General features: G+C 48.7%; 16 protein-coding genes and 1 CRISPR repeat array (1 of these 17 running past the window's edge). Of the genes, 4 read left to right on the top strand and 12 right to left on the bottom strand.

The window, feature by feature from the left end:
* Window positions 1-1,814: direct repeats of the CRISPR family, unit length 32 nt; unit sequence GTTTCAATCCACGCTCCCGCATGGGGAGCGAC (it extends 1,293 nt beyond the left edge of the window).
* A gap of 180 nt (window positions 1,815-1,994) precedes the next feature.
* From cas2 to cas3, 7 genes are all read right to left on the bottom strand, one after another.
* On the bottom strand, window positions 1,995-2,285 hold the full coding sequence (gene cas2 / locus JWG39_RS05065) for a CRISPR-associated endonuclease Cas2 (protein ID WP_205218292.1): 291 nt from the start codon (window positions 2,283-2,285) through the stop codon (window positions 1,995-1,997).
* Window positions 2,286-2,288: 3 nt separating this feature from the next.
* The gene (gene cas1c / locus JWG39_RS05070) at window positions 2,289-3,317 is read right to left on the bottom strand and encodes a type I-C CRISPR-associated endonuclease Cas1c (RefSeq protein WP_205218293.1); all 1,029 of its coding nucleotides are present in this window, start codon (window positions 3,315-3,317) and stop codon (window positions 2,289-2,291) included.
* Entirely contained in the window at window positions 3,314-3,943 is a 630-nt protein-coding gene (gene cas4, locus JWG39_RS05075; protein WP_205218294.1) for a CRISPR-associated protein Cas4, read from the bottom strand. Before cas4 ends, cas1c begins: the two co-directional genes overlap by 4 nt.
* A gap of 3 nt (window positions 3,944-3,946) precedes the next feature.
* Window positions 3,947-4,810: a type I-C CRISPR-associated protein Cas7/Csd2 gene (gene cas7c, locus JWG39_RS05080; RefSeq protein ID WP_205218295.1), complete on the bottom strand. Its 864-nt coding sequence runs from the start codon at window positions 4,808-4,810 to the stop codon at window positions 3,947-3,949.
* Window positions 4,811-4,812: 2 nt separating this feature from the next.
* The gene (cas8c, locus tag JWG39_RS05085) at window positions 4,813-6,561 is read right to left on the bottom strand and encodes a type I-C CRISPR-associated protein Cas8c/Csd1 (protein ID WP_205218296.1); all 1,749 of its coding nucleotides are present in this window, start codon (window positions 6,559-6,561) and stop codon (window positions 4,813-4,815) included.
* Window positions 6,558-7,223 carry a type I-C CRISPR-associated protein Cas5c gene (gene cas5c / locus JWG39_RS05090; RefSeq protein ID WP_205218297.1) on the bottom strand — a complete coding sequence of 222 codons (666 nt, stop codon included), beginning with the start codon at window positions 7,221-7,223 and terminating at the stop codon, window positions 6,558-6,560. The genes cas8c and cas5c overlap by 4 nt, the downstream gene beginning before the upstream one ends.
* An 85-nt stretch (window positions 7,224-7,308) precedes the next feature.
* On the bottom strand, window positions 7,309-9,519 hold the full coding sequence (gene cas3 / locus JWG39_RS05095) for a CRISPR-associated helicase Cas3' (RefSeq protein ID WP_205218298.1): 2,211 nt from the start codon (window positions 9,517-9,519) through the stop codon (window positions 7,309-7,311).
* Between the two features lie 769 nt (window positions 9,520-10,288).
* Here cas3 and JWG39_RS05100 point away from each other — a divergent pair.
* The 4 genes from JWG39_RS05100 to JWG39_RS05115 all read left to right on the top strand — a co-directional run bounded on the left by JWG39_RS05100 (window position 10,289) and on the right by JWG39_RS05115 (window position 14,231).
* Window positions 10,289-12,211, top strand: coding sequence for a methyltransferase domain-containing protein (locus tag JWG39_RS05100; RefSeq protein WP_205218299.1), 1,923 nt, complete (start codon window positions 10,289-10,291; stop codon window positions 12,209-12,211).
* A gap of 155 nt (window positions 12,212-12,366) precedes the next feature.
* Window positions 12,367-12,684 carry a metalloregulator ArsR/SmtB family transcription factor gene (locus JWG39_RS05105; RefSeq protein WP_205218300.1) on the top strand — a complete coding sequence of 106 codons (318 nt, stop codon included), beginning with the start codon at window positions 12,367-12,369 and terminating at the stop codon, window positions 12,682-12,684.
* Window positions 12,685-12,966: 282 nt separating this feature from the next.
* A complete protein-coding gene (locus tag JWG39_RS05110; protein ID WP_205218301.1) occupies window positions 12,967-13,347 on the top strand; it encodes a rhodanese-like domain-containing protein in 381 nt (126 codons plus the stop codon).
* Between the two features lie 134 nt (window positions 13,348-13,481).
* On the top strand, window positions 13,482-14,231 hold the full coding sequence (locus JWG39_RS05115; RefSeq protein ID WP_205218302.1) for a sulfite exporter TauE/SafE family protein: 750 nt from the start codon (window positions 13,482-13,484) through the stop codon (window positions 14,229-14,231).
* Between the two features lie 421 nt (window positions 14,232-14,652).
* Here JWG39_RS05115 and JWG39_RS05120 read toward each other — a convergent pair whose 3' ends face one another.
* The 5 genes from JWG39_RS05120 to JWG39_RS05140 all read right to left on the bottom strand — a co-directional run bounded on the left by JWG39_RS05120 (window position 14,653) and on the right by JWG39_RS05140 (window position 20,206).
* Window positions 14,653-15,033 carry a response regulator gene (locus JWG39_RS05120; protein WP_205218303.1) on the bottom strand — a complete coding sequence of 127 codons (381 nt, stop codon included), beginning with the start codon at window positions 15,031-15,033 and terminating at the stop codon, window positions 14,653-14,655.
* On the bottom strand, window positions 15,033-17,585 hold the full coding sequence (locus tag JWG39_RS05125) for a PEP/pyruvate-binding domain-containing protein (protein WP_205218304.1): 2,553 nt from the start codon (window positions 17,583-17,585) through the stop codon (window positions 15,033-15,035). Before JWG39_RS05125 ends, JWG39_RS05120 begins: the two co-directional genes overlap by 1 nt.
* A 133-nt stretch (window positions 17,586-17,718) precedes the next feature.
* The gene (locus tag JWG39_RS05130) at window positions 17,719-18,417 is read right to left on the bottom strand and encodes a hypothetical protein (protein WP_205218305.1); all 699 of its coding nucleotides are present in this window, start codon (window positions 18,415-18,417) and stop codon (window positions 17,719-17,721) included.
* A gap of 2 nt (window positions 18,418-18,419) precedes the next feature.
* Complete coding sequence (locus tag JWG39_RS05135) at window positions 18,420-19,685, bottom strand: sulfite exporter TauE/SafE family protein (protein ID WP_205218306.1); 1,266 nt, start codon at window positions 19,683-19,685, stop codon at window positions 18,420-18,422.
* A gap of 83 nt (window positions 19,686-19,768) precedes the next feature.
* Entirely contained in the window at window positions 19,769-20,206 is a 438-nt protein-coding gene (locus JWG39_RS05140) for a response regulator (RefSeq protein WP_240191996.1), read from the bottom strand.
* Between the last annotated feature and the right edge of the window lie 6 nt (window positions 20,207-20,212).

Consider the following 20,212-nt stretch of genomic DNA (forward strand, 5'->3'; position numbering starts at 1 on the left):
CGACCGAGTGCGATTCGCATTCCGACACCGCGAACCACACTTGTTTCAATCCACGCTCCCGCATGGGGAGCGACCTCGGGATCAAACCGCAAAACTCGTGAGCAACCTGTTTCAATCCACGCTCCCGCATGGGGAGCGACCATGTTTTTCGGTAGCCACGCATGAGGTCGTTTGGGGGTTTCAATCCACGCTCCCGCATGGGGAGCGACTTTATGCTGCTGCTGCAACCGCGAAACTTGTGGTGTTTCAATCCACGCTCCCGCATGGGGAGCGACGGATAAGTCATTGCAGCAGCATCCGAACCAACAGGGTTTCAATCCACGCTCCCGCATGGGGAGCGACGACGGAGCTCCGGAAGTATTTTGAAGGATATCCGAGTTTCAATCCACGCTCCCGCATGGGGAGCGACTTTGAAGATCTTCTCGATATGATGTCGGAGATGGGGTTTCAATCCACGCTCCCGCATGGGGAGCGACGGTCTTTGTACTCGGGGAGATGCAGACACGGTCTTGGGTTTCAATCCACGCTCCCGCATGGGGAGCGACATTGAATAGAAGAAAATTTCGCGGCGTGTCGTTGTTTCAATCCACGCTCCCGCATGGGGAGCGACGCATTATACATTGTTGGGGGAAATGGGATCGTTCTCGTTTCAATCCACGCTCCCGCATGGGGAGCGACATTGACGCCTTTATCGGATCCAACGCTAGATTAAGGTTTCAATCCACGCTCCCGCATGGGGAGCGACTACCCTCTTTCAGCAGTGTATTGATGTGCTTGCGTTTCAATCCACGCTCCCGCATGGGGAGCGACAGCGGGTTATGGGTGACAGTTATAAATGGCAAGAGTTTCAATCCACGCTCCCGCATGGGGAGCGACGCTCGATACCGATGCAGATCTTATCATGCAAGCCAGCAAGAGTTTCAATCCACGCTCCCGCATGGGGAGCGACAAATTTCCACTGCAACAGGCGGAAAATTTATTGGTTTCAATCCACGCTCCCGCATGGGGAGCGACGTTGAGCTGTACCAGACTGCTCTGATTAGGACCTGTTTCAATCCACGCTCCCGCATGGGGAGCGACTTATTCCATTCTTGTGATCGACCTGATATTCTGGGTTTCAATCCACGCTCCCGCATGGGGAGCGACCATTATATTGAGACACCAGAGGGCTACGTCATTGTTGTTTCAATCCACGCTCCCGCATGGGGAGCGACTGCGATAAAAAAAGCGGGCTCGGTTACCACAAGCGTTTCAATCCACGCTCCCGCATGGGGAGCGACGTTGTTTTTATATCAAAATAAACGGAGGACAACGTGTTTCAATCCACGCTCCCGCATGGGGAGCGACTGAAGAGGTCTTTTGTCCTGAGTCAATGCGGTCGATGTTTCAATCCACGCTCCCGCATGGGGAGCGACAACGAGAGTATTATGTCACCAACAAGCTACCCGTGTTTCAATCCACGCTCCCGCATGGGGAGCGACCCTCGGTGAAAATACTTGATGCCTTCCCACCGGCCGTGTTTCAATCCACGCTCCCGCATGGGGAGCGACCAGTTTTTGTCCAATATACGATGAAGAATTTACAGTTTCAATCCACGCTCCCGCATGGGGAGCGACCAGTATCTTCGAAGTGATGCTGTGGCCTCTTTTGTGTTTCAATCCACGCTCCCGCATGGGGAGCGACTGACGACCTGTGTTGGTATGTCGGATACAGGAAAGTTTCAATCCACGCTCCCGCATGGGGAGCGACGATGGGGTGAGGGATGCAGCAAAAGTTTTGATTGTTTCAATCCACGCTCCCGCATGGGGAGCGACTGTCAATCTGTAACATTGCGAAAAGATTGAGTTAATTTCTCCGATTTTGCGATTCCCGGAAAATTGAGAATCACGCTTTTGCCAAAGTTCAATAAAAATCTAAAAAAGTGTTTAAAAACAATGCCTGCGAACCTCCCGGGTTTTTCTGTATGTGAAAGATTCGCGCAACTCTTCTAAGTCTTAAATAATTAATGCTCCTTCCTGGTCAATACCCTCTTTTGCTCCGATGTGTTCTACCCGCTTTCTCCAATTTGCTCCCAGAAAATAGAAGCGCAGACTGTCAGTAGATTCATTTATTTCTGCAATCAGCTTTTTTCGTAGAGATACCCATTGTGCGGGGTCCACAAGACATTCGAAAACAGAAAATTGAACTCTTTGTCCGTGATTGGTGCAGACCCTTGCCACCCGTCTCAGTCGCCTCGCTCCTCCGGGATCACTCGTCTTTACGTCATAACTTACCAGAACCATCATGATTTATCTCCATATCATGGGTGGGTATCCGTCCAGATCACCTCTGAAAAAACGGGCCAAGAGGAGTGCCTGGGTATGAAAAAGCAGTCCCACCGGCATTTTTTTCTTCAAGAAAGGATGTTCTATTACGTCTTGTTTGCGGGTTTGCCATGCGACAAGGAGATTTTTGCGGGGAGTATCTTTCATGCGTACTGCGTTCGTTTCACTGAGGGTGAAGTCTTTTCCCTGCAGCTGTCCGAGGTTGACCATTGACAACGCCAGACGGTCAGCAAGAGGGCGGAACTCCTCCATCATATCAAGGGCCAGGCCCGGCCTCCCCGGGCGATCACGATGAAGAAAACCAACTGCGGGGTCCAGTCCGGTGCATTCGAGGGCGGAACGGATGTCGTGCATCAGCAGGGTGTAGAGGAAAGAGAGCAGGCAGTTCATTCTGTCCAGTGGTGGCCGTCTGCTGCGTTGATGGAAAAAGAAATCGGTCTTCTTGTGGGTGAGGAGATGGTCGAAGACCTCAAAATAAACATGAGCAGCATCCCCTTCGACACCTCGCACCTGCTCTAAATTCAAATTCCCCTGGAGGGCGTTGAGCGATGCCGTGAGGTGGTTGCTGGCACTTTCCAGTGCGTCGGCGTCAAGTTTTTCTTTATGATCTCGGATGGCGCGGCGGAGGACACTTCGGCAGTTCACAATTTTCCCGGTGATAAACGCACAACTGATTTCTGCTGAGAAGGTTTCATCATCAGCTTTACGGTATTGCTCCCGGCGAAGCAGGACATTCCCAGAGACGGGGCCGACGACCCTTGCCAAAAAACGGCCGTATTCTGTGAGAAAGGAGATTGTCACGTTTCGTTCACCACAGAACCCGAGGAGAAAAGGGCTGCAGCCGACATTGCCAAAACAGACCACACTTTCCAGTGTATGAACAGGAACACGGAGTTTTGTTTCACCGTCGATGCGCACGGCGACCGTTTCGCCATCTTTGGCGAGATAGGCTCCCTGAGTGGTAACAAAGAGGGTGTTAAGGTGCTTTTTCATAGGCGAAGGATGGTTTGCATATAACGGGCGACTTTGCCCTTTTTTCGAACGGTTTCTGGCAGGCACTCAGCAAAAAGGGAACAATTTTCACAGCGATCATCATAACTTGGCGGTGGAGTGATTCCGGAGCTGAGCAACTGGTGTACTTTGTTTGCGGTTTCTTTAGTCTCCTGTCGCAGCTCTGGAGTAAAGGGAATTTCAACCCTCCGCTTTTTTTTACCGTAGTACAGCGCGCCTGAAGGAACTTCTACAGCGAGCATTTCTTCGAGAGATATTCCCTGCGCACAAAGCTGCACCTTGTCACAATTATCCTTTTTGGGGCGTCCTCGCTTGTACTCTACGGGAAAGGGCTGCCAGCTTCCATCATCCTGCAGGTGAAATTCGACAATGTCACCTCGTCCGACAAGGCCAAGTTGCAGGGAACGCAGTGGCAGATCAAATTCTACTTTGATCTGTCGCCGCGATTCCTTGCCGACAGAATGTACCCGCTCGTGCATTGCCTGTCCTTCAGCGGTGTAAATATTCTCCGTCCACTGCTGTTCAATATGTATTAGCGCACATTGTCTCGGGCAGAAAAGGTAATGTTGAAGGGCAGAAATCATTACGAGATCATCTTCTGAGTACATGGGTTAGAGCTTTTCTTCGAGTGTCACCCCTTCGGGCATGGTGCCGACAGTAACCTCATAGTCTTTAAATGAGCGGGCCGGATGGTTTGCGCTCTCTTCAGTGCGCTTAATCTGTATAAGGTCAAAAAGTTTATGGGCGGGGGCGTTGCCCATCCGATTTTCGTGTTTGAAAACAAAGAGCTTCTGGCTGCTCATCAGTCCGCGGGCTGCCGAGCGGTCGTGTTCAAACATGTTGATTAATGCGTCCCAGAGCAGTGACAGATCTTCTTCAGAAAAACCTGTCTTTTCGGCCAGAGGGGCAGAAATAAAACCATGAGCGACGTAGAGACCGTAGGGGACGATGTATTTACGTCCCATGGTACGTTCTTTTTCCAGGTCTTTTTCATTGGTTACAGCCATGCGGGTAATACTGATTTCCTGAGCAAAAATCGGTTCAACACTTTGAGCAAAGGCAAGTTGAACCGGACCGCGCACCTGTCCGCAGTTTACCTCTGTGGTCATAACCGCGCCGAAAGCTCGAACATCAAAGAAATTGTTACACATCCATGCTGTTACCTTGTGTGCATCTTCAATCTTTTTAGGGAGCTTTTTCTTCTCCGGTTTCAAATCAAGAGCCTGGTAGGCCAGGGTATGTTGCAGGTTGAGGACAGCTTTTTCCTGTACATAAATTCTAAACCGTTCTGCTCCTTCTCTGGCAAGAGCTACATGATTTCGGATTTTCCGTTTCAGGCAGACATCGGTGACAAGACCATTGCCGGTTTCCGGGTCGATTCTCGGAGTATTCCCGGCATCGGGATCACCGTTGGGATTGCCGTTTTGAACGTCGAAGAGCAGGGTAAATTCGTAGCGGCTGGTTATGGCAGTCATAGTCAAATCTCCTTTTTAGTATAGAAATCTTGCATCTGATGATAATAACCGATCATAAAAAGTCCCTGCTTCTCAGGGGAGAGAGTGGCGGGGAACTCGTTGATATTATTGATAATCTGCTGGATCTGTTTTTCCAGGTTGACACCCCAGCCTTTTTTTTCCGGGTCCTTGCGCAGTTTCGCGAGGTGATTGGCAGAGTTTTTCAGTAGTAAAGGAAAAATCCGTGCTGGAGTAGCTGGAGCCGCAGCAAAATAACGGTCTTTTATTGTAGAGTTGCTGCCTGGAATGGCGTCATTTTGAGCTTTTTCCAGCACGGCAAAGAGCCTGCCGAGCAGATACGCTGTCTCTGTTCTTTTGGGATCAAGGGACATGGATACCTCCATTTGTATGTTGCGAATAAGATAGGCTTTTAAGAGTGCAGCCCGATAATAGTCAACTTTCTGCTCAGCTCTGATTCTGCCCAATACTGCAGTCAGCAATGTGTGCGGGTAGCGGACCTTTTCCCCTCCGAGCAGCGCTTTGGTCATCCCTCCAGCAAGAACAGGTGAGACGTTTTCTCCTTTCCCGAGTACTGCGATTTTGGCTAACAGGAGCCAGAGAGGTGGAAACTCCATGTCGTTGTCAAACTGGCGGACAATCTGCATCTGTCTAAAATGCAGCCCAATTTTTTCAAACAATGATCCAAGAGTGTTTACTTCCCAGAATCGAATGGAGAGCCGGGCTGCATTTGGAGAAAGACCGAGGATATAGAACTCAACTGCAGAGTCGAGTTGTGGCATAATATTTTCAGGTGCTTTCCCGTCACGAACAGCCTCAAATAAATCATGCAGCAATAAGGATGTCTTCTGGTCATCCTCGGTTTGATCTGTGCCTGTTTTTTTAGACTTCACCGGAGGCGCAAGAATATCAGCAAAGAAGTCTTCTGCCGGAGTTTGTTTTGCAGCCCAGAAAACGACAGTGGTGTCGCCGATGATAATTTTTTGTCTACTTTCTTTTCGGAGCAGGAAATTGAGTGCAGTGGTGTAACAGAATACCACCTGCTGGCTTACCGGGGCGTTGTACGACTGTGTCTTCCCATATGATTCAAAAGATTTTTGATTAAAAGCGACCAGTGAGGCACCTGAAGACTGTGCCCCTCTTACACCTTTGATTGAAGAGTGTAATCTGGCAAGAGGCTGGTGCGCCTTGCCGTTGATAAGACATTGCCCCAGAGTTTCATCTGTATCCCTGGTTCGACAGAGGGCCCATGCGTTCAACGCCGCAGGACGCTGGTGGATAAAACCGGGAACCCCGCTCATCCTGAAGACCATATTGGTGCCACAGATTTCTTCCCAGTCTGCGCGTTCTTTCAAAAACTGCCAGTCTTTTTTCAGGAAGAGATGGATGGCGTTGAGTTCGGGATCGTTCAGATCACAGAATTCTTCAATCAGGTCTATAAAGGCCTGATGACATGAGGCAGTACGTTCCTGGTTGTCGTTATCATCCACTCCCAGCACGTAGGTTGTGGTATCCCACAGAAAATTGGAACTGATTCCCCTGGAGCGCTTTACTGCCGCTGGAACAGTGAGGAGTAAAGGGACCAGTTTCTTGCCTGATGGTACAAGAAGGGGCTCAATATCAATGAGTTCGCCCTGTTCAGACAAAATCAGGGCATAGGAAATCTTTTCCACGCTTGTTCCCGGCATTGGTATTGTGCTGTCTGATTCAGCGGCCTTTCTCAGGTAGTAACTGTTTAAAGTCTGTAAAATCATGCATGCACCTCCTCGGAATCCGGGTGCGGAGGGGAGATGATTCCATTTTCCATAACAGCTTTAAAAAAAAGTGGAGTCATGTTGTTGGCAAAATCGATGTCGAGGAGCATATAACCCAACTCTCTGGTTTCGCCTCTGTAGTACGATTTTGGGATATCCTCTTCCACAGGTTCAACCCGGGCTGGAAATTCCCTGCAGCCCAGATATGGCTGCTGGAATGTCTGCCCTTTTTTGAGTCTGCGATTAAAGATGTCGAGATGTTTTCCCGGGTTGTCGCCTGGCCCCGCTTTGTCAGTGAGTTCAAAGTGGGCTTCGATAATGTAGTCAACGTTGCGAAGGAGCGTTGTTGCTCTCTGTTGCCGATTGTCTCCGTCATCAACGAGGAAGTAAAGTTGCTTCTGAGCACTCATTACCGTCTCAGGTCTAAAGGAGGGAATCTTCGATTTCACTTCATTCCGGCGGATATTGTCAAACTTTATGGGGTTCAAGACGTGAATCTGGTCAATGTAATATCTTATGGCCGGTTTCCAGTGGATTGCTTCTAAAATTCCTCTGGCAGCAGAGGGTGTCATTACATCGTAGGAGACTCGCTCTACTTTCATTTCAGGTCGGGAGAAAAGGGCATAATCGCCTTTCACCCTGATTTTGATTCCATGGGGCATGGTGTCCTCCAGTGGGTATGGGGAATGCAGCAAAAAAAGATGTTCGTCTGACTGCAAAAGAGAGACGTTTTTTAAAATGCAGTGTTTATGTAATCAATGCCAGCGGGTCCCACAATTCTGTATTTTCCAGGTAGAGGCCCAATTTTTCAGAGTACAATCTGTGATTGCACAGTACGGGGTACTGTTCTCGAATTATCTCAACAGCACCATTTATATTCATTTGCTCAAAGGTTCTGCTACGGACTGCAACGGTATACCGTTGCAGTTTGCGGCGCGCAGTGTGTGGAAATTCGGTGTATCTCAGCTCTTGAAGAAGCTTTGCAACAGTTTCTTCATCTTCAGCAAGAGAAGGAATAATCAGGTTGCAGCCATCTTCTTCAATCAGACGAAAATCTTCGGCTATATCCTTAAAGGGAAAAATAAAATCAGAATCGGGGGGCGGATTCAGGCGACTGAGAATCTCTTTGCTGTCAAGATTGTCTACGTCATAGAGAAGTTCGAAGTAACAGCGCATAGGTTCCGGCAGGAGGCAGTCCTGATCCGGGAATTTACGTAATGCTTCACCTGCGCGGATCATCCTTCGTTCGAGCCACGGCATGGAGGGCATCTCTTCTGGCTCATAAACATAGACCATCCCATATTCAAGAGTTCCTTCTCTGTTACAGCGGCCTGCGGCCTGAGCAATCGAATCCAGACCAGCCATCGCCCGATACACTACAGGTAAATCTATATCGACTCCTGCTTCTACCAGATTAGTAGAAACAATTTTGCATGGTTGCCCTGCCTTCACGCGTTCTCGTATCTTTTTGAGAACCCTCTGTCTGTGTGCGGGGTAGAGGTTGGTTGAAAGATGAAAATTCCCTTCATTTTCTCCAAGAAGAGCAAAGACCTCCTGTGCCTGCTTTTTTGTTGCTGTAATGGTGAGGACCTGCCGATGCTTCATCATCCGGGCAGCCAGTTCTTCATTATTCAACGTGCCTGTAAATTCAATTCTGGTCCGCTTCAGAACATCGAACAGTATTTGCGGATTCGGGATAATCTCTTTCGGCTGCGGCAGTGTAACTTTCATTTTCACACCGGTGGTTTCGTCAAGGGCAGGCTGGGTGGCAGTACAAAGGACCACGGTGCAGTGGTAACGCTGTACCAGTTCTTTCAGTGCTGCAAGGCATGGCTCCAGATATTCTGTGGGGATTGCCTGTGCTTCATCAATAACGATGACGCTTTTTACGATGTTGTGCAATTTCCGACATTTGGAGGGTTTATGCGCGAACAATGACCTAAAGAACTGAACATTGGTGGTAACAACAATCGGTGCGTCCCAGTTTTCAGCAGTGGCACTTCTCCATTTATCCAGGATGTTTTCATTATCTTTCACCTGATAACTGGAGTGGTGTTCAAGCACATTCTCCGGGCCAACGGCTTTACGGAAGACCTCTGCATTTTGTTCGATGATCGACGTAAAGGGGATAGTGTATATGACCCTGTTGAGCTGGTGACTGTGAGCGTGAGAAAGTGCAAAGGCAAGAGATGAGAGGGTTTTTCCGCCGCCTGTGGGAACTGTGAGGCTGTAGAATCCTTGAGCGCCGGAGGATTCTTTCAGGCAGGCTGCCAATACTTCCTGTCGGCAGGTATTTACTGTGCTCGGAGTTGCGCTGGTCTTTTTTTCGTCGATAGACTGCAGCAGTGATGTTTTCAGCGCTGCAAAGTCAGTTTTTTGATTAAAGGTCTTGCGTAACATTGCCCGATCCGGGCTGTAAAAAGCTTCGGTATCAAGGAAATCTGCATCAACGAGGCAGGAATAGAGCATTCTTGTAAAAAAAGAAATGCTGAACATAACCCACTCTCTTTCTATCTCTTCGGGAGAATTTGGAAGAAAAGGAAAGAGCAGGGCGATTTTTTCTTCTACTTCAGGCAACAGCTCAGTTTCCTTCCCGGGTGGTGTGTGTGTGAGTTGATAATGAAGTTGTCCTGGTTGGAATCCCCCATTTGGCATCCCTCCGTGGTGCCCGGCTATGACATACGCCAGGAGCCAGCCAAACCGATTGTTTTGTTCTTGGGCTTTTTGAGCACCAAAAGAGCTGTGATCTACCCTTATGTTCTTCCCTTCCAGTCTTTGTTGGAACGCGAGTGTCGCTTTTCCTGCATCATGAAGCAAACCGAGGAGTTTTCCCCATGAAGCCGAATTGAAGTGCGAGGCAAAAAGTTCGCTGTTGTGTGCCGTATTGGTAAGGTGATCCTGGAGTAATTGCCAGTCACTTTTGTCGGGATTGTCTGTGGAGTGGGCATAATATATCATGATTCACCTCCGCTCTTGTGTTTTTAAGGAAGGAACTCCGCGACGAATACACTCTATTGGCAATCCTTCGCAATAAAAAGAGGGCAATCAAACGGCGGCAACCCTCGAATATACAACGGAGAGGAAAAAACACCGCAGATATTACGAGAAAACATTAATATCTGCGGTGTTTGTGTGGTTTGAGAACGAGAACCATGCACAGTCATGTGAAGAAACTGCACAAGAAAATCGCTGTAGTCGATTCCGGTATTGAGCTTATCCACCCCCGTGAGACAAGGCATGCCTTGTCTCTACAAATCCCTTCTTTTTGTCCAGAGATGACCATAAACGGTATCTTTGTCCTTTTCCCACACTCGTGTACATTTATTCCCCTCAGGTAAAGCTTGAAGATCAGAAAATGTATTAGTTTTATTGTCTGAATAATAAGCTGTCATAATTCAATGAATTTCCCTTTGCTATTGTGTTGGTTTTTGTAACGAAAAGTGGTAACAGATGCAGAATTAAATTCTGCATCTGTTACACGTGCAAGGGCCTTGCAAAGAAAGTGCAGGAGACGTTGTGCCGTGTCAAAGATGTGAAGGATTCTGGGGTTGGATCTGATTGATCAACTTGACGGGGGAAGACGTAGAAGGGCACTGGAAAAATGGCGATAGTTTGCAGGATTATGGTGATCATTTTTTCCTGTATTCCTGCCACAATGCGCTGTGTTTAACTCGTATTTTGCCTTCGTTTTTTGTGTGAAAAAAATCTGAGGGAAGAGGGGAAGTAGATGTCTAAAAGTGGAAACAAGAAAATCATAGAAGTTTTTGGGCCTGTAGATAATCTGGAAAGCTATGTAAAAGCTGACTGGTGGCGGCATCTTTTTAATGCAAATTATTTGCGCACGGACGGAGATGTTGTAGAAGATCAAGATATAAGTACTAAAGAAGTCGATACGTTCCTTGAGGCGGTCAATGCTTCCCCAAATGATAAAATCCTTGATCTGTGTTGTGGACAGGGACGACACGCTCTGGAGCTTGCGACAAGAGGCTATAATAATGTCGTGGGGCTGGACAGATCCCATTACCTGATAAATCGTGCGAGGAAAATAAATAAAACAAAGGGCTCAAATGTCCCAAATGTCATTTTCAAGGAAGGTGATGCACGGAAGCTGCCGTTTCAAACCGATGAATTTAATATCGTTTTCATTGCCGGTAACAGCTTCGGTTATTTTGATTCCAGTAAAGATGATACAAGAATACTCGAGGAAGTCAGAAGAGTTTTGAAGCCTGGTGGAAAGTTGTTGATAGATATCACTGATGGCAACAACATGCGGGAGAATTTCGAACCTCGCAGCTGGGAGTGGATAGACAAAAACTATTTTGTCTGTCGGGAAAGGTCTCTTTCTGAAGATGGCCAGCGTCTGATCTCCAGAGAGGTGATTACCCATGTAACCAAAGGTGTTATTGCTGATCAATTTTATGCGGAGCGTCTTTACTCAAATAATGATCTTAAGGACCTGTTGATTCAGGCTGAATTTAAAGATTTTTGCACCTATTCAAAAATATCGTCTGAATCGAAACGGAATCAAGATTTAGGCATGATGGCAGAGCGGATAATTGTAACTGCCGTGGCTGAAAAGGAGTGGTCACCTGTCAGGGTGCATTCCGTAGAAAAAGATATCGTTCTTGTTTTACTGGGGGATCCCGGGAAAACGGATGTGGTTAAACCCGACGCAAGTTTTGATGAGGATGATTATCATATAATTGATCTGCTCAAAGAGGCACTGGCAGGTCTGACTGAATATGAATTTATTTATCTGAATCAGCACGATACCCTGATGAAGGATCTGGAAAGGCTGAAAAATAAATGCCGTTTCGTCTTTAATCTTTGCGATGAAGGGTTTCAAAATGACGCGACAAAAGAGTTGCACGTTGCCGCTCTCCTTGAACTTATGGAATACCACTATTCAGGTGGTTCACCCCAGTGTCTTGCCTATTGTTACGATAAATCACTGGTACGGGGCATTGCCAGGGAAATGGATATTCCAGTTCCTGAAGCCTATATGCTCAATCCGGAAGATGTCCAGTTTATGGAATTTACCTTGTCTTTTCCTGTCATCGTAAAACCCAACTGTGGGGATTCCAGTTTTGGTATTACACAAACAAATGTTTGTTACGATCTCCAGGCGCTGGAAAGTGCAATTATTGAAATCAGAGCAAAGTTTGGCTACAATATCCCGGTTTTGCTGGAAGAGTTCTTAACCGGAAAGGATATAAGTGTTGGTATTATTGGGAACCCGTCCGGTTCATATACGATACTGCCCATTATTGAAGAAGATTATTCCGCGCTGCCAGCGGAATTACCCAAAATATGCGGGTATGAGGCAAAGTGGGATCCCAGCTCTCCGTACTGGAACATTACATCTGTTCCCGCAAACCTGTCAGAAGATGTTGAGAGATTCCTTGGGGCGAGTTGTCTCAAGTTGTTTGATCGCCTGGGATGTCATGATTACGCCCGCTTTGACTGGAGGCTGGACGAACAGGGGACTCCAAGACTTCTGGAAGTGAATCCTAATCCCGGCTGGTGCTGGGACGGGCATCTGGCAAAGATGGCTCAATTGCAGGATATGTCCTACAGTGAAATGTTAAAGAATATACTGGAAGCATGTAAAAACCGCATGTCTGATCTCAACCCTTCTGTTGAGGAATAAATGCAGGAATTTTGTATTAACCTGTTGAGTTAACAGGTTAATACAGGAGTCCTGCTGAAGGTTCCGGTGTGTGGCTCCGGGCCGGGACCTTCAGTCGGGGCTTGACTTCAGAAAAACATTTGGTTATTTTGCCAAAAAAGAAATGGAGGTATGCTGTGACGCCGAAAGAGAAAAGGCAATACGAAGCCAGGGCAAAAGTCCTCAAGGCTCTTGCTCATCCCACGAGACTGTGGATAGCCCGGCAACTTTCTGACGGAGAACACTGTGTCTGTGAGTTTGTCGATGCTGTTGATGTCGATTTCTCTACTATCTCAAAGCATCTTACCGTATTGAAAGAAGCGGGAATAGTAGAGAGTGAAAAGCGGGGAAAACAGGTTTACTATCGATTGAAAATTCCCTGTGTTCTTAGATTTATGGAATGTGTTGATGCCGTTATCCTGGCACAAATTGTGACACAGTCTGAGTTGCTGTAAAAGGAGGAGGGAGACGGGAGACGGGAGGCAGGAAAAAGCAGGGCAACACAACCTGATGACATTCGTTGTGTGCTGAAGAGTCGAATGACAAAAGATTTTTTTGACCAGCTAAATACACGAAACATGCGAAAAATGGCATTTTCTATATGAGAAGCTTTCGCGTGTTTCGTTTTTTCACGGGTTTTTGAAAAGTTACTGAAAATTCTATAAAAGTTCTTACTGACAGGCCTGGTATTACCCCTGGCCACTTTTAAAATATATTACTAAATATTGGAGACGATTATGGACAGTTTAGACGAAGTATTGGCAGAGATGGATTTTGATTTCCTTGGTGCTGGCGAACATTCAATGAGTGCCGATGCAATGCGTAAAGTACTGGGTAACGACCATTTCTTTTTTCTGGATGTCCGCACAGAGCAGGAATGCCAATATCTGAACCTTCCCTTTGCGACCAATATCCCTGTGCATGAACTGCCTGCCCGTAAAGGTGAGCTGCCAAAAGATAAATGTATTGTTCCTTTGTGTTCGTCAATTTTCCGTGGTGCGGTGGTATACACCTTTCTTCTGGCTAATGGTTTTGAAGAAGTCAAGTGCCTGACCGCCTCCACAGAGCAGATTGCTTCAGTTCTCAAGCCTGGTCCACTGGCAAAAATTCTGTCGTGAAAAGCCTTCATGCTTCTCCCAGTTTTCCAACCAGAAGTGACGGGGAACCCGGAAGTATTTGAGAAATTCACTGGGATGAATGTCAGAAAAGTAATGGGGGTATGCATGTATCCCTTGAATTCACGGAGAATGAAATGGATTGGATGTTAATTATCACCACGGGCCTGGCCTTCGTTTTCAGTTTTGTCTTTGCCCTCGGCGGAGTGGGGTCTGCCCTGGCACTTATCCCGGTGCTGCACTGGCTTGGAGTGCCACTCAATGCGGCCAAACCCACCGGCTTGATGATCAATACCATTTCCATGGGCGCGGCGAGTTACTCCAACATAAAGAACGGGCTGCTCGATTTTCGCCTTGGCCTGCCGATCATTATCACTTCCATGATCCTTGCTCCGCTGGGAGCGTGGTGTTCCGTACTTGTTTCCCGGAATGTGGTGCTGTGGGTCTTTGTTGCTTTCCTCATCTTTTCAGGTTTGATGCTGCTGCTCTATCGACGGAAGGGCGGAGAGGAGAACTACCGTGAAGACCGGCCCGTGGTTGCACCTGCTCTGGTTGGGGCCGGGGCCGGATTTCTTTCAGGTCTGCTGGGGGTGGGAGGCGGAATGATGATTTCGCCAATGCTGATTTTCCTCGGTTTCAATCCCAAAAAGGTTGCGACTATTACGGCTTTTGTGGTTCCCTTTTCTTCACTTATTGCCTTTACAGCCTATGCTCTGATGGGAACGGTGCAGTGGCAGGTGCTGATCTGTGCCTCTGGCGCCGCATATTTTGGTGGTATGCTGGGCACAAAGGTTATGCACGGGCATCTCAGATCTGCAACGATCAAAATTTTCCTTGGAGTTATTCTTCTGGGAATGGCGGGAAAAATGCTCTTCAGCCTTTTTTGATTTTTACAAAGACGGTAAAACATTTTTTTACCGCGAAGAACGCGAAGGAACACGAAGGAAAGCGGAAAGACTGGAGACAGGGAAAAGACGGAACAGCGAAAAAGGGTATTTTTTATAAAAATGTAACTTCTTAAAGAAGCTCTAAAAAGACAAAAAAATTCACCGCGAAGAACGCAAAGAGTAAAAATAGAACAACAGCAATTCTCTGTTTAATTTTTAAATTTTTTTTGCCTTTATTCGCATGTTTCGAGCTTTTATTCGTTGGCAAAAAGTTTTTCGCTGTTCCGTCTTTTGCTTTTCCCTGTCTCCCGTCTCCTTTCTCCCTGCCTTTGAATCCGCTAATACAAAATGTAAATGGTATAATTCGTGTCCATTCGTGGTTCCTTTGGCAAAAACCCTTGAGAATAAAGATTTTTAAAATTTATTCTCCCCGAGCCGCTTTTTCCCGTGCCAGCGCAATCTTCTCCAGCATTTCATCAAAGTCTACCGGTTTCATGCAGTAGTCAAAGGCACCCTTTTTCATACCTGTGATGCTCACGCTCAAAGAGGCGTGACCGGTGAGGATGATCACCTCAAGCTGTGGCCAGGTCGCCTTCACCTCTGCCATACAGGCGATGCCGTCCTTGCCCGGCATGGAGACGTCCATGATAATAACGTCAACGTTATCCGCTTCTTGTGCGAGCAGATCAAGAGCGGTGGCGCAACTGTCTGCCTGCAGGGTGTCGAACCCGCGATGGGCAAGAAATTTTCCACTGATTTCACGGAAATCCTGTTCATCATCGACGAGGAGAATCTTTTTCATTATTTGTTCCCGGGTTTATTTTTTTCTCTGGCCAGCATTTCATCAATTTCACGCAGAAATTTCTGCCGATACTTTTCAACCGTCTCCGCCCGATCCATTACCATGTCGAGCTGGCGGGCATGCAGACTAAGGTAACCGAGAATCATCAGGCGCTCTTCCAGAAAATCTATGGGCATTTTCTTGATCCTTGCCAGCAGTGCATCTCCGCGCAGTTCAACGCTGAAATCCCAGCGTTCAAGGATGTCCGCGAGCAGCCGCGCCCGTACCGATTTGCGGTGCATATCCGCCGCGCCGCCCTTGAAGCGGAAGGTGAGATAGCTCTCGGTACGCAGTTCACTCAGCCACGCCTCAATCATGGCATAATGATACCCGAGACGCACGCCAAGATTACAGAAATATTTTGAAATGAGAAAAAAATTACGGGAGTTCAGCTTCGCTGCCGCCACGTCCGGAGAGAGTTCCGGGCGCATGGTGGACTGGAAGATGATAGAACCTAACCCGCGCATGCTCACCGGCGGCGGTCCTGCCCATGGAAAGGCGGCAATCCCGCGCCAGATGGCCAGCATGGGCACACTGACCACATCTTCAATGGAAACCGTTTTTGTCTTCTTGTCCAATCCCTCCCGCAAGCCGTCGGCAAGGTTAATCACCCACCACTCCAGCGGGACATCGGCGGTGAGACGTTTCGCTGCGGCCTGCGGAAAGTGGTAATTGCCGCCGAAGTTGAACATTACCATAACCGACTTCTCGTGGCAGAAACGGGTGATGTCGTGCAGGGTCTCGCAGAAGGTCGATTTGAAACGAATTGAATCCGGATCGTTGAGGTTAAGGGGGGTGATGAGCTGCAGTGCCCTGGAAAGAATCAGCTGCACGGGGGAACTGGTCATCGGAGAGGGTATCACATGCTGACGTCTCAGTGCAATCTCGTCTCTGCCCGGATAGATGCAGCGGGCAGTGGAATCAAGGGTGAATTCTTCCACCGTGGCACGCATTTTTTCAACCTTCTGGCATACGTCTCCGCAACCGAACAGCGCCGGAATCCCGAACTCTCGTGCGACTGTGGCAAGATGCCCGGCCTCATTCCCTCCAGAGGAGAAGATCCCCGCCGCGCGATTGAGCAGTGGTGCCCATTCAGGCAGAGGATACTCCACATAGAGGATGGCGTCTGCCGGGAAGGCCTTCGCCTGCTCCGGTTTGTCTACCCGTACAATTCTGCCGCAACAGGCACCGTCGGAAGCGGTTATACCGCCTTGATAGAGTGGGGCCACGGGATGGTTGTTGCCCGTTTCCACAACCTCATGGTGTTCCTGCATCTGCAGCGGCCGACTCTGCAGGATGAAGAGGTGACCGTCGTGGTCAAAACTCCATTCCACATCCTGCGGCGTGGCAAAGTGTTTTTCCAGCTTTCTTCCAGCCGCCGCCAGTTCCTCCAGCTGCGCCTCCCCGAGCAGCGGGTGTTCTCCTGTGAGTCGACGCTCCATCACGGAAAAAGGCTCATGCCGTAGAATATAGAGATCGGCATCACGGGTGCCTTCCACCACGCCCCTGCCGATTCCCTCCACGGCGTTGCAGCGCATCTCTTCTCCTTTTTCTTCTTGTGTCGCATTGGGGTTACGGGTGTATAAAACCCCGCTGACCGCTGCATTTACCATGGCGACGCAGCCGACACACATCTCAATATCCACATGACGGTAGCCTCGTCGTCGCCGGTAGGCAATGGCACGGGGACAGTATTTGGAGGCAATCACCTCCCGAATTCCCGCCGCCAGTCCTTCGCGGTCCACGTCAAGGACCGTTGCATAAAGTCCGGCAAAGGAGACCCCGGCACTGTCTTCTCCAAGGGCGCTTGAGCGGGTTGCAATCTTCTGATCTTTCTTGAAAAAACGATCAAAAGAAGCGTAAATTTCCTCCATCAGGGAGGACGGAACGGTGGTATCGCGCACCAGTTCCTGCATGGTGTGACAACCCGCGTAGAGACCCTCAAGATTTTCGGGATCAATGATCTGCAGCTGCCGGTTGATTTCGTCGATCAGTTCGGCGTGCAGAAACTTTCGGGTGGCCGACGCCGTGAAAACAAATCCTGTCGGGATGGGCAGTCCGAGTCGTCCCACCTCGCCGAGCCGGGCCATCTTCTCCCCGACCAGCTCCCGATCCTCAAAACTGATCTCGGAGAGTGGCATGATAAAGGGACCCTGTTGCCGCTCCGGCTTTTGATTGAGGATGAGTTCAAGGTTGTGACTGATCTGATCAAGGATCGTCTCCAGTCTGGTATATTTCCCCTCAGCCATTTCCAGCAGGCTGTTTACCATCTTGTAGACGTTTATCTGGATAGCGGTGATTTTGGAGTTTATCTCGGCCATACGGTAACTGGAGCTGCCGTAATACATCCGTTCCAGCTCGGCCATGGCCTGCAACGCATTGTTATTGGCGGTGAGCAGACGGCGGAAGAGCTGATAGCGATTCTGAAAAATGGTCTGTAACTCTTCCCCGCTGAGAGGTTCCGGCTTCTCACAGAAGAAGAATTCTTTCAGGTTTAAGGGGAAAAATGCCATTATGTATCCTTTTTCTCTTCACAGAGAAATCTGTGTTGCGGAAAAAACAGGGGGGAACGCTCAGCGTCCCTCCCCTGTTTATTTTCAGAAAACCTTGAATATGAACGAAATACAAGCTGTTTCAAGGAACCCTTCAATGGTCGCCGATCTTTAAGCCTATTCCTTCAAAAAGATACAATATGCCAAATCCGTACCAGACGGTATAGAAGACATAGAAGGCGAGAGCAAGGCTGATCATCATGATGTTTGCTTTCCACGAGCGTGCTTCTATGCCGTAGTAGTTATACGCAGGTTCCAGTGCTCTTTTCTTGAGATTGCCAAGAAATTTGGCCTCTTTGAATTTCTTTTTACTGTTGAGGTTGTTGACCATTTTTGCGTAGCCTGTCCACCAGTTATACAGTGCCTCACGCCCGGAGAAACCATATTTCTCTTCTACCACGGAGCCGTTGTTGTCAAACATCGTCCGGCTGTCGGCGAGACTCGAAGCTACCATTTCTGCCATGCTGCCGGTCAGTGTTACTGTAGTGCCGGAAGCGAAAGCTGTAAGACCACTGGCAGTGAGCTGATGGGCGAACTGTTCTGCCTGTCCGTCGGTGTGCATGTTGATTTCCTGATCAAGAGTGGACTCGGTGAAGGCCTTGTTCTCTTCAATCTGAAGGGAAATGAAGTCTGAAGAGCCCTTGGAAATCGTGTTGAAGAGGTTGTCGATGTAGTCCAGCCCGTGCAGTTTGCCTGGAAATATCGGGCTGAAAAGTACGCCAAGAATGACGAGAAAGACAAGCAGCATCATGATGCCGCGTTTTTTTAATTTTGCTTCTTCATTGTTTGTCATGGTTAATCCTCCGAGCGCAGTTCGTTAAGGTGAGTGAAAAATATATAAAGTACCCAGACCGTGAATGCCCCGATTGTAACAAAGAAAAGAGTATTCCCAATGCTGTTCAGTATCGTTCCCGTTGATTTGGAGATATCAATGTAGCCCATGCTGTCGAGCTTGGAGGGCAGAGCGAAGAAACGATTGACAAAACCAGCGGTGACTGCCAGAGCGTAAAAACCGCGGATCAGGTAACCGGGAACTACGCGGGTGATCAGCGAACCCATTTGCACGCCAATCAGCGAACCGAGCAGCATGCCAAGTGCCAGTGTGTAGAAGACAAATCCGTAGAGGGCATACTGAGTAAGTGCTGCGTAACCGGCGGTGAAGATTATCTGGAAGATATCGGTGCCGACGGTGGTCATTGAGGAAACCCCGAGGCCATAGACAAAGATCGGGAAGGTAAGGAATCCACCACCCACGCCCATGATTGCTGCTGCCATACCAACGATGAAACCACTGATAACGAGGAAAAGTGCAGAGATTTTCCGTCCGCCAGGGGTGATCCCTTTGTCAAAGGTGAGCATCGGCGGCAGGTTGATCGCCTGCAGTTTCGCTCCCATGGGTGAAATGGACTCAGGAGAATCTGTTTTTCCCGACTTTTTCATTCCGCTGCGGGTGGTGAGGTAATCCTTCATTGCGTAGAAAGCGAGGAAGCCGAGAATAATGACATATACCGAGGTGATGAACATGTCGCTCAACACCGGGTTGAAGTCATAGAGCCAGCGGTTGAGAACCCCGCCTACCGTTGCGCCGGTAATGGAACCGACGAGAAAGGTGAGGGCAAGGCCGACACAGATATTGCCGAGTTTTTTGTGCAGCACGCTGCCCATGATTGCCTTGGCAAAGATATGAAAGAGGTCAGTCCCGACGGCGAGAATCCCTTTCACGCCGAAACTCATCAGGGCCGGGGCGATGATAAAGCCACCACCAGCACCGATACAGCCGGTGATCAGCCCTGCAGCGAGTCCGACAAAAATGGCGCAGACAAAGATAAAGGTGGTGTAGTGCGACGGCATATACGCTGACTTGCCACCGATCACTGACGGCAGTTCCAAGTCACCTGCGAAGGCGGCGATTCCGCCGAGCAGTACCGGCAGGATGAGCAACAGCAGGAAATAACGGCGTTTACGACTGTGAAGGATGTTGGTTGACATCTCCAGTTCCCATCGGGCCTGGGCTTGTGCACCAGCCAGCATCAATTGGTAGAGCTGTCTGAAGTAGTTCATGAGACCTCCTGTAAATCAAATTCGAGCGTTTTGCCCGTGATATTATTTATGGGGATTACGGCATCATGTCGTTCCCCGGTTATTTAACTTGGCAGAGACATGTGTTTCTTCATCTGCGCCATCTCAATCTTGTCAAGATGTATCCTCCGTTTCTCAAAAGCGTCGCAGAGCTTTTCCAGCACTTCGTCAAACTCCATTGGTTTCATCAGATAATCAAAGGCCCCGAGCTTCATTCCTTCAATCCCCGAATCCACCGAGGCATGACCGGTGAGCAGTACCACCTCCACCAGTGGTTTGGCCTGCTTCATCTTCCGCAGGGCCTTAATCCCGTCCATTACCGGCATTTTCACGTCAAGCAGCACGACGTCGAAGTTTCCTTCTTCCACCATCTCAAGGCCGATCTTGCCATCTTCCGCTCCTTCAGCCTCCATTCCCCGATGCAGGAGCTGCTTAACAGTCATCTCACGAAATTCCTGTTCATCGTCTACAACAAGAATGTTGAATTTTTTCATTTCAGTCATAAGGAC

The sequence above is a fragment of the Desulforhopalus vacuolatus genome, from assembly GCF_016918505.1.
GTDB classification, from domain to species: Bacteria; Desulfobacterota; Desulfobulbia; order Desulfobulbales; family Desulfocapsaceae; genus Desulforhopalus; species Desulforhopalus vacuolatus.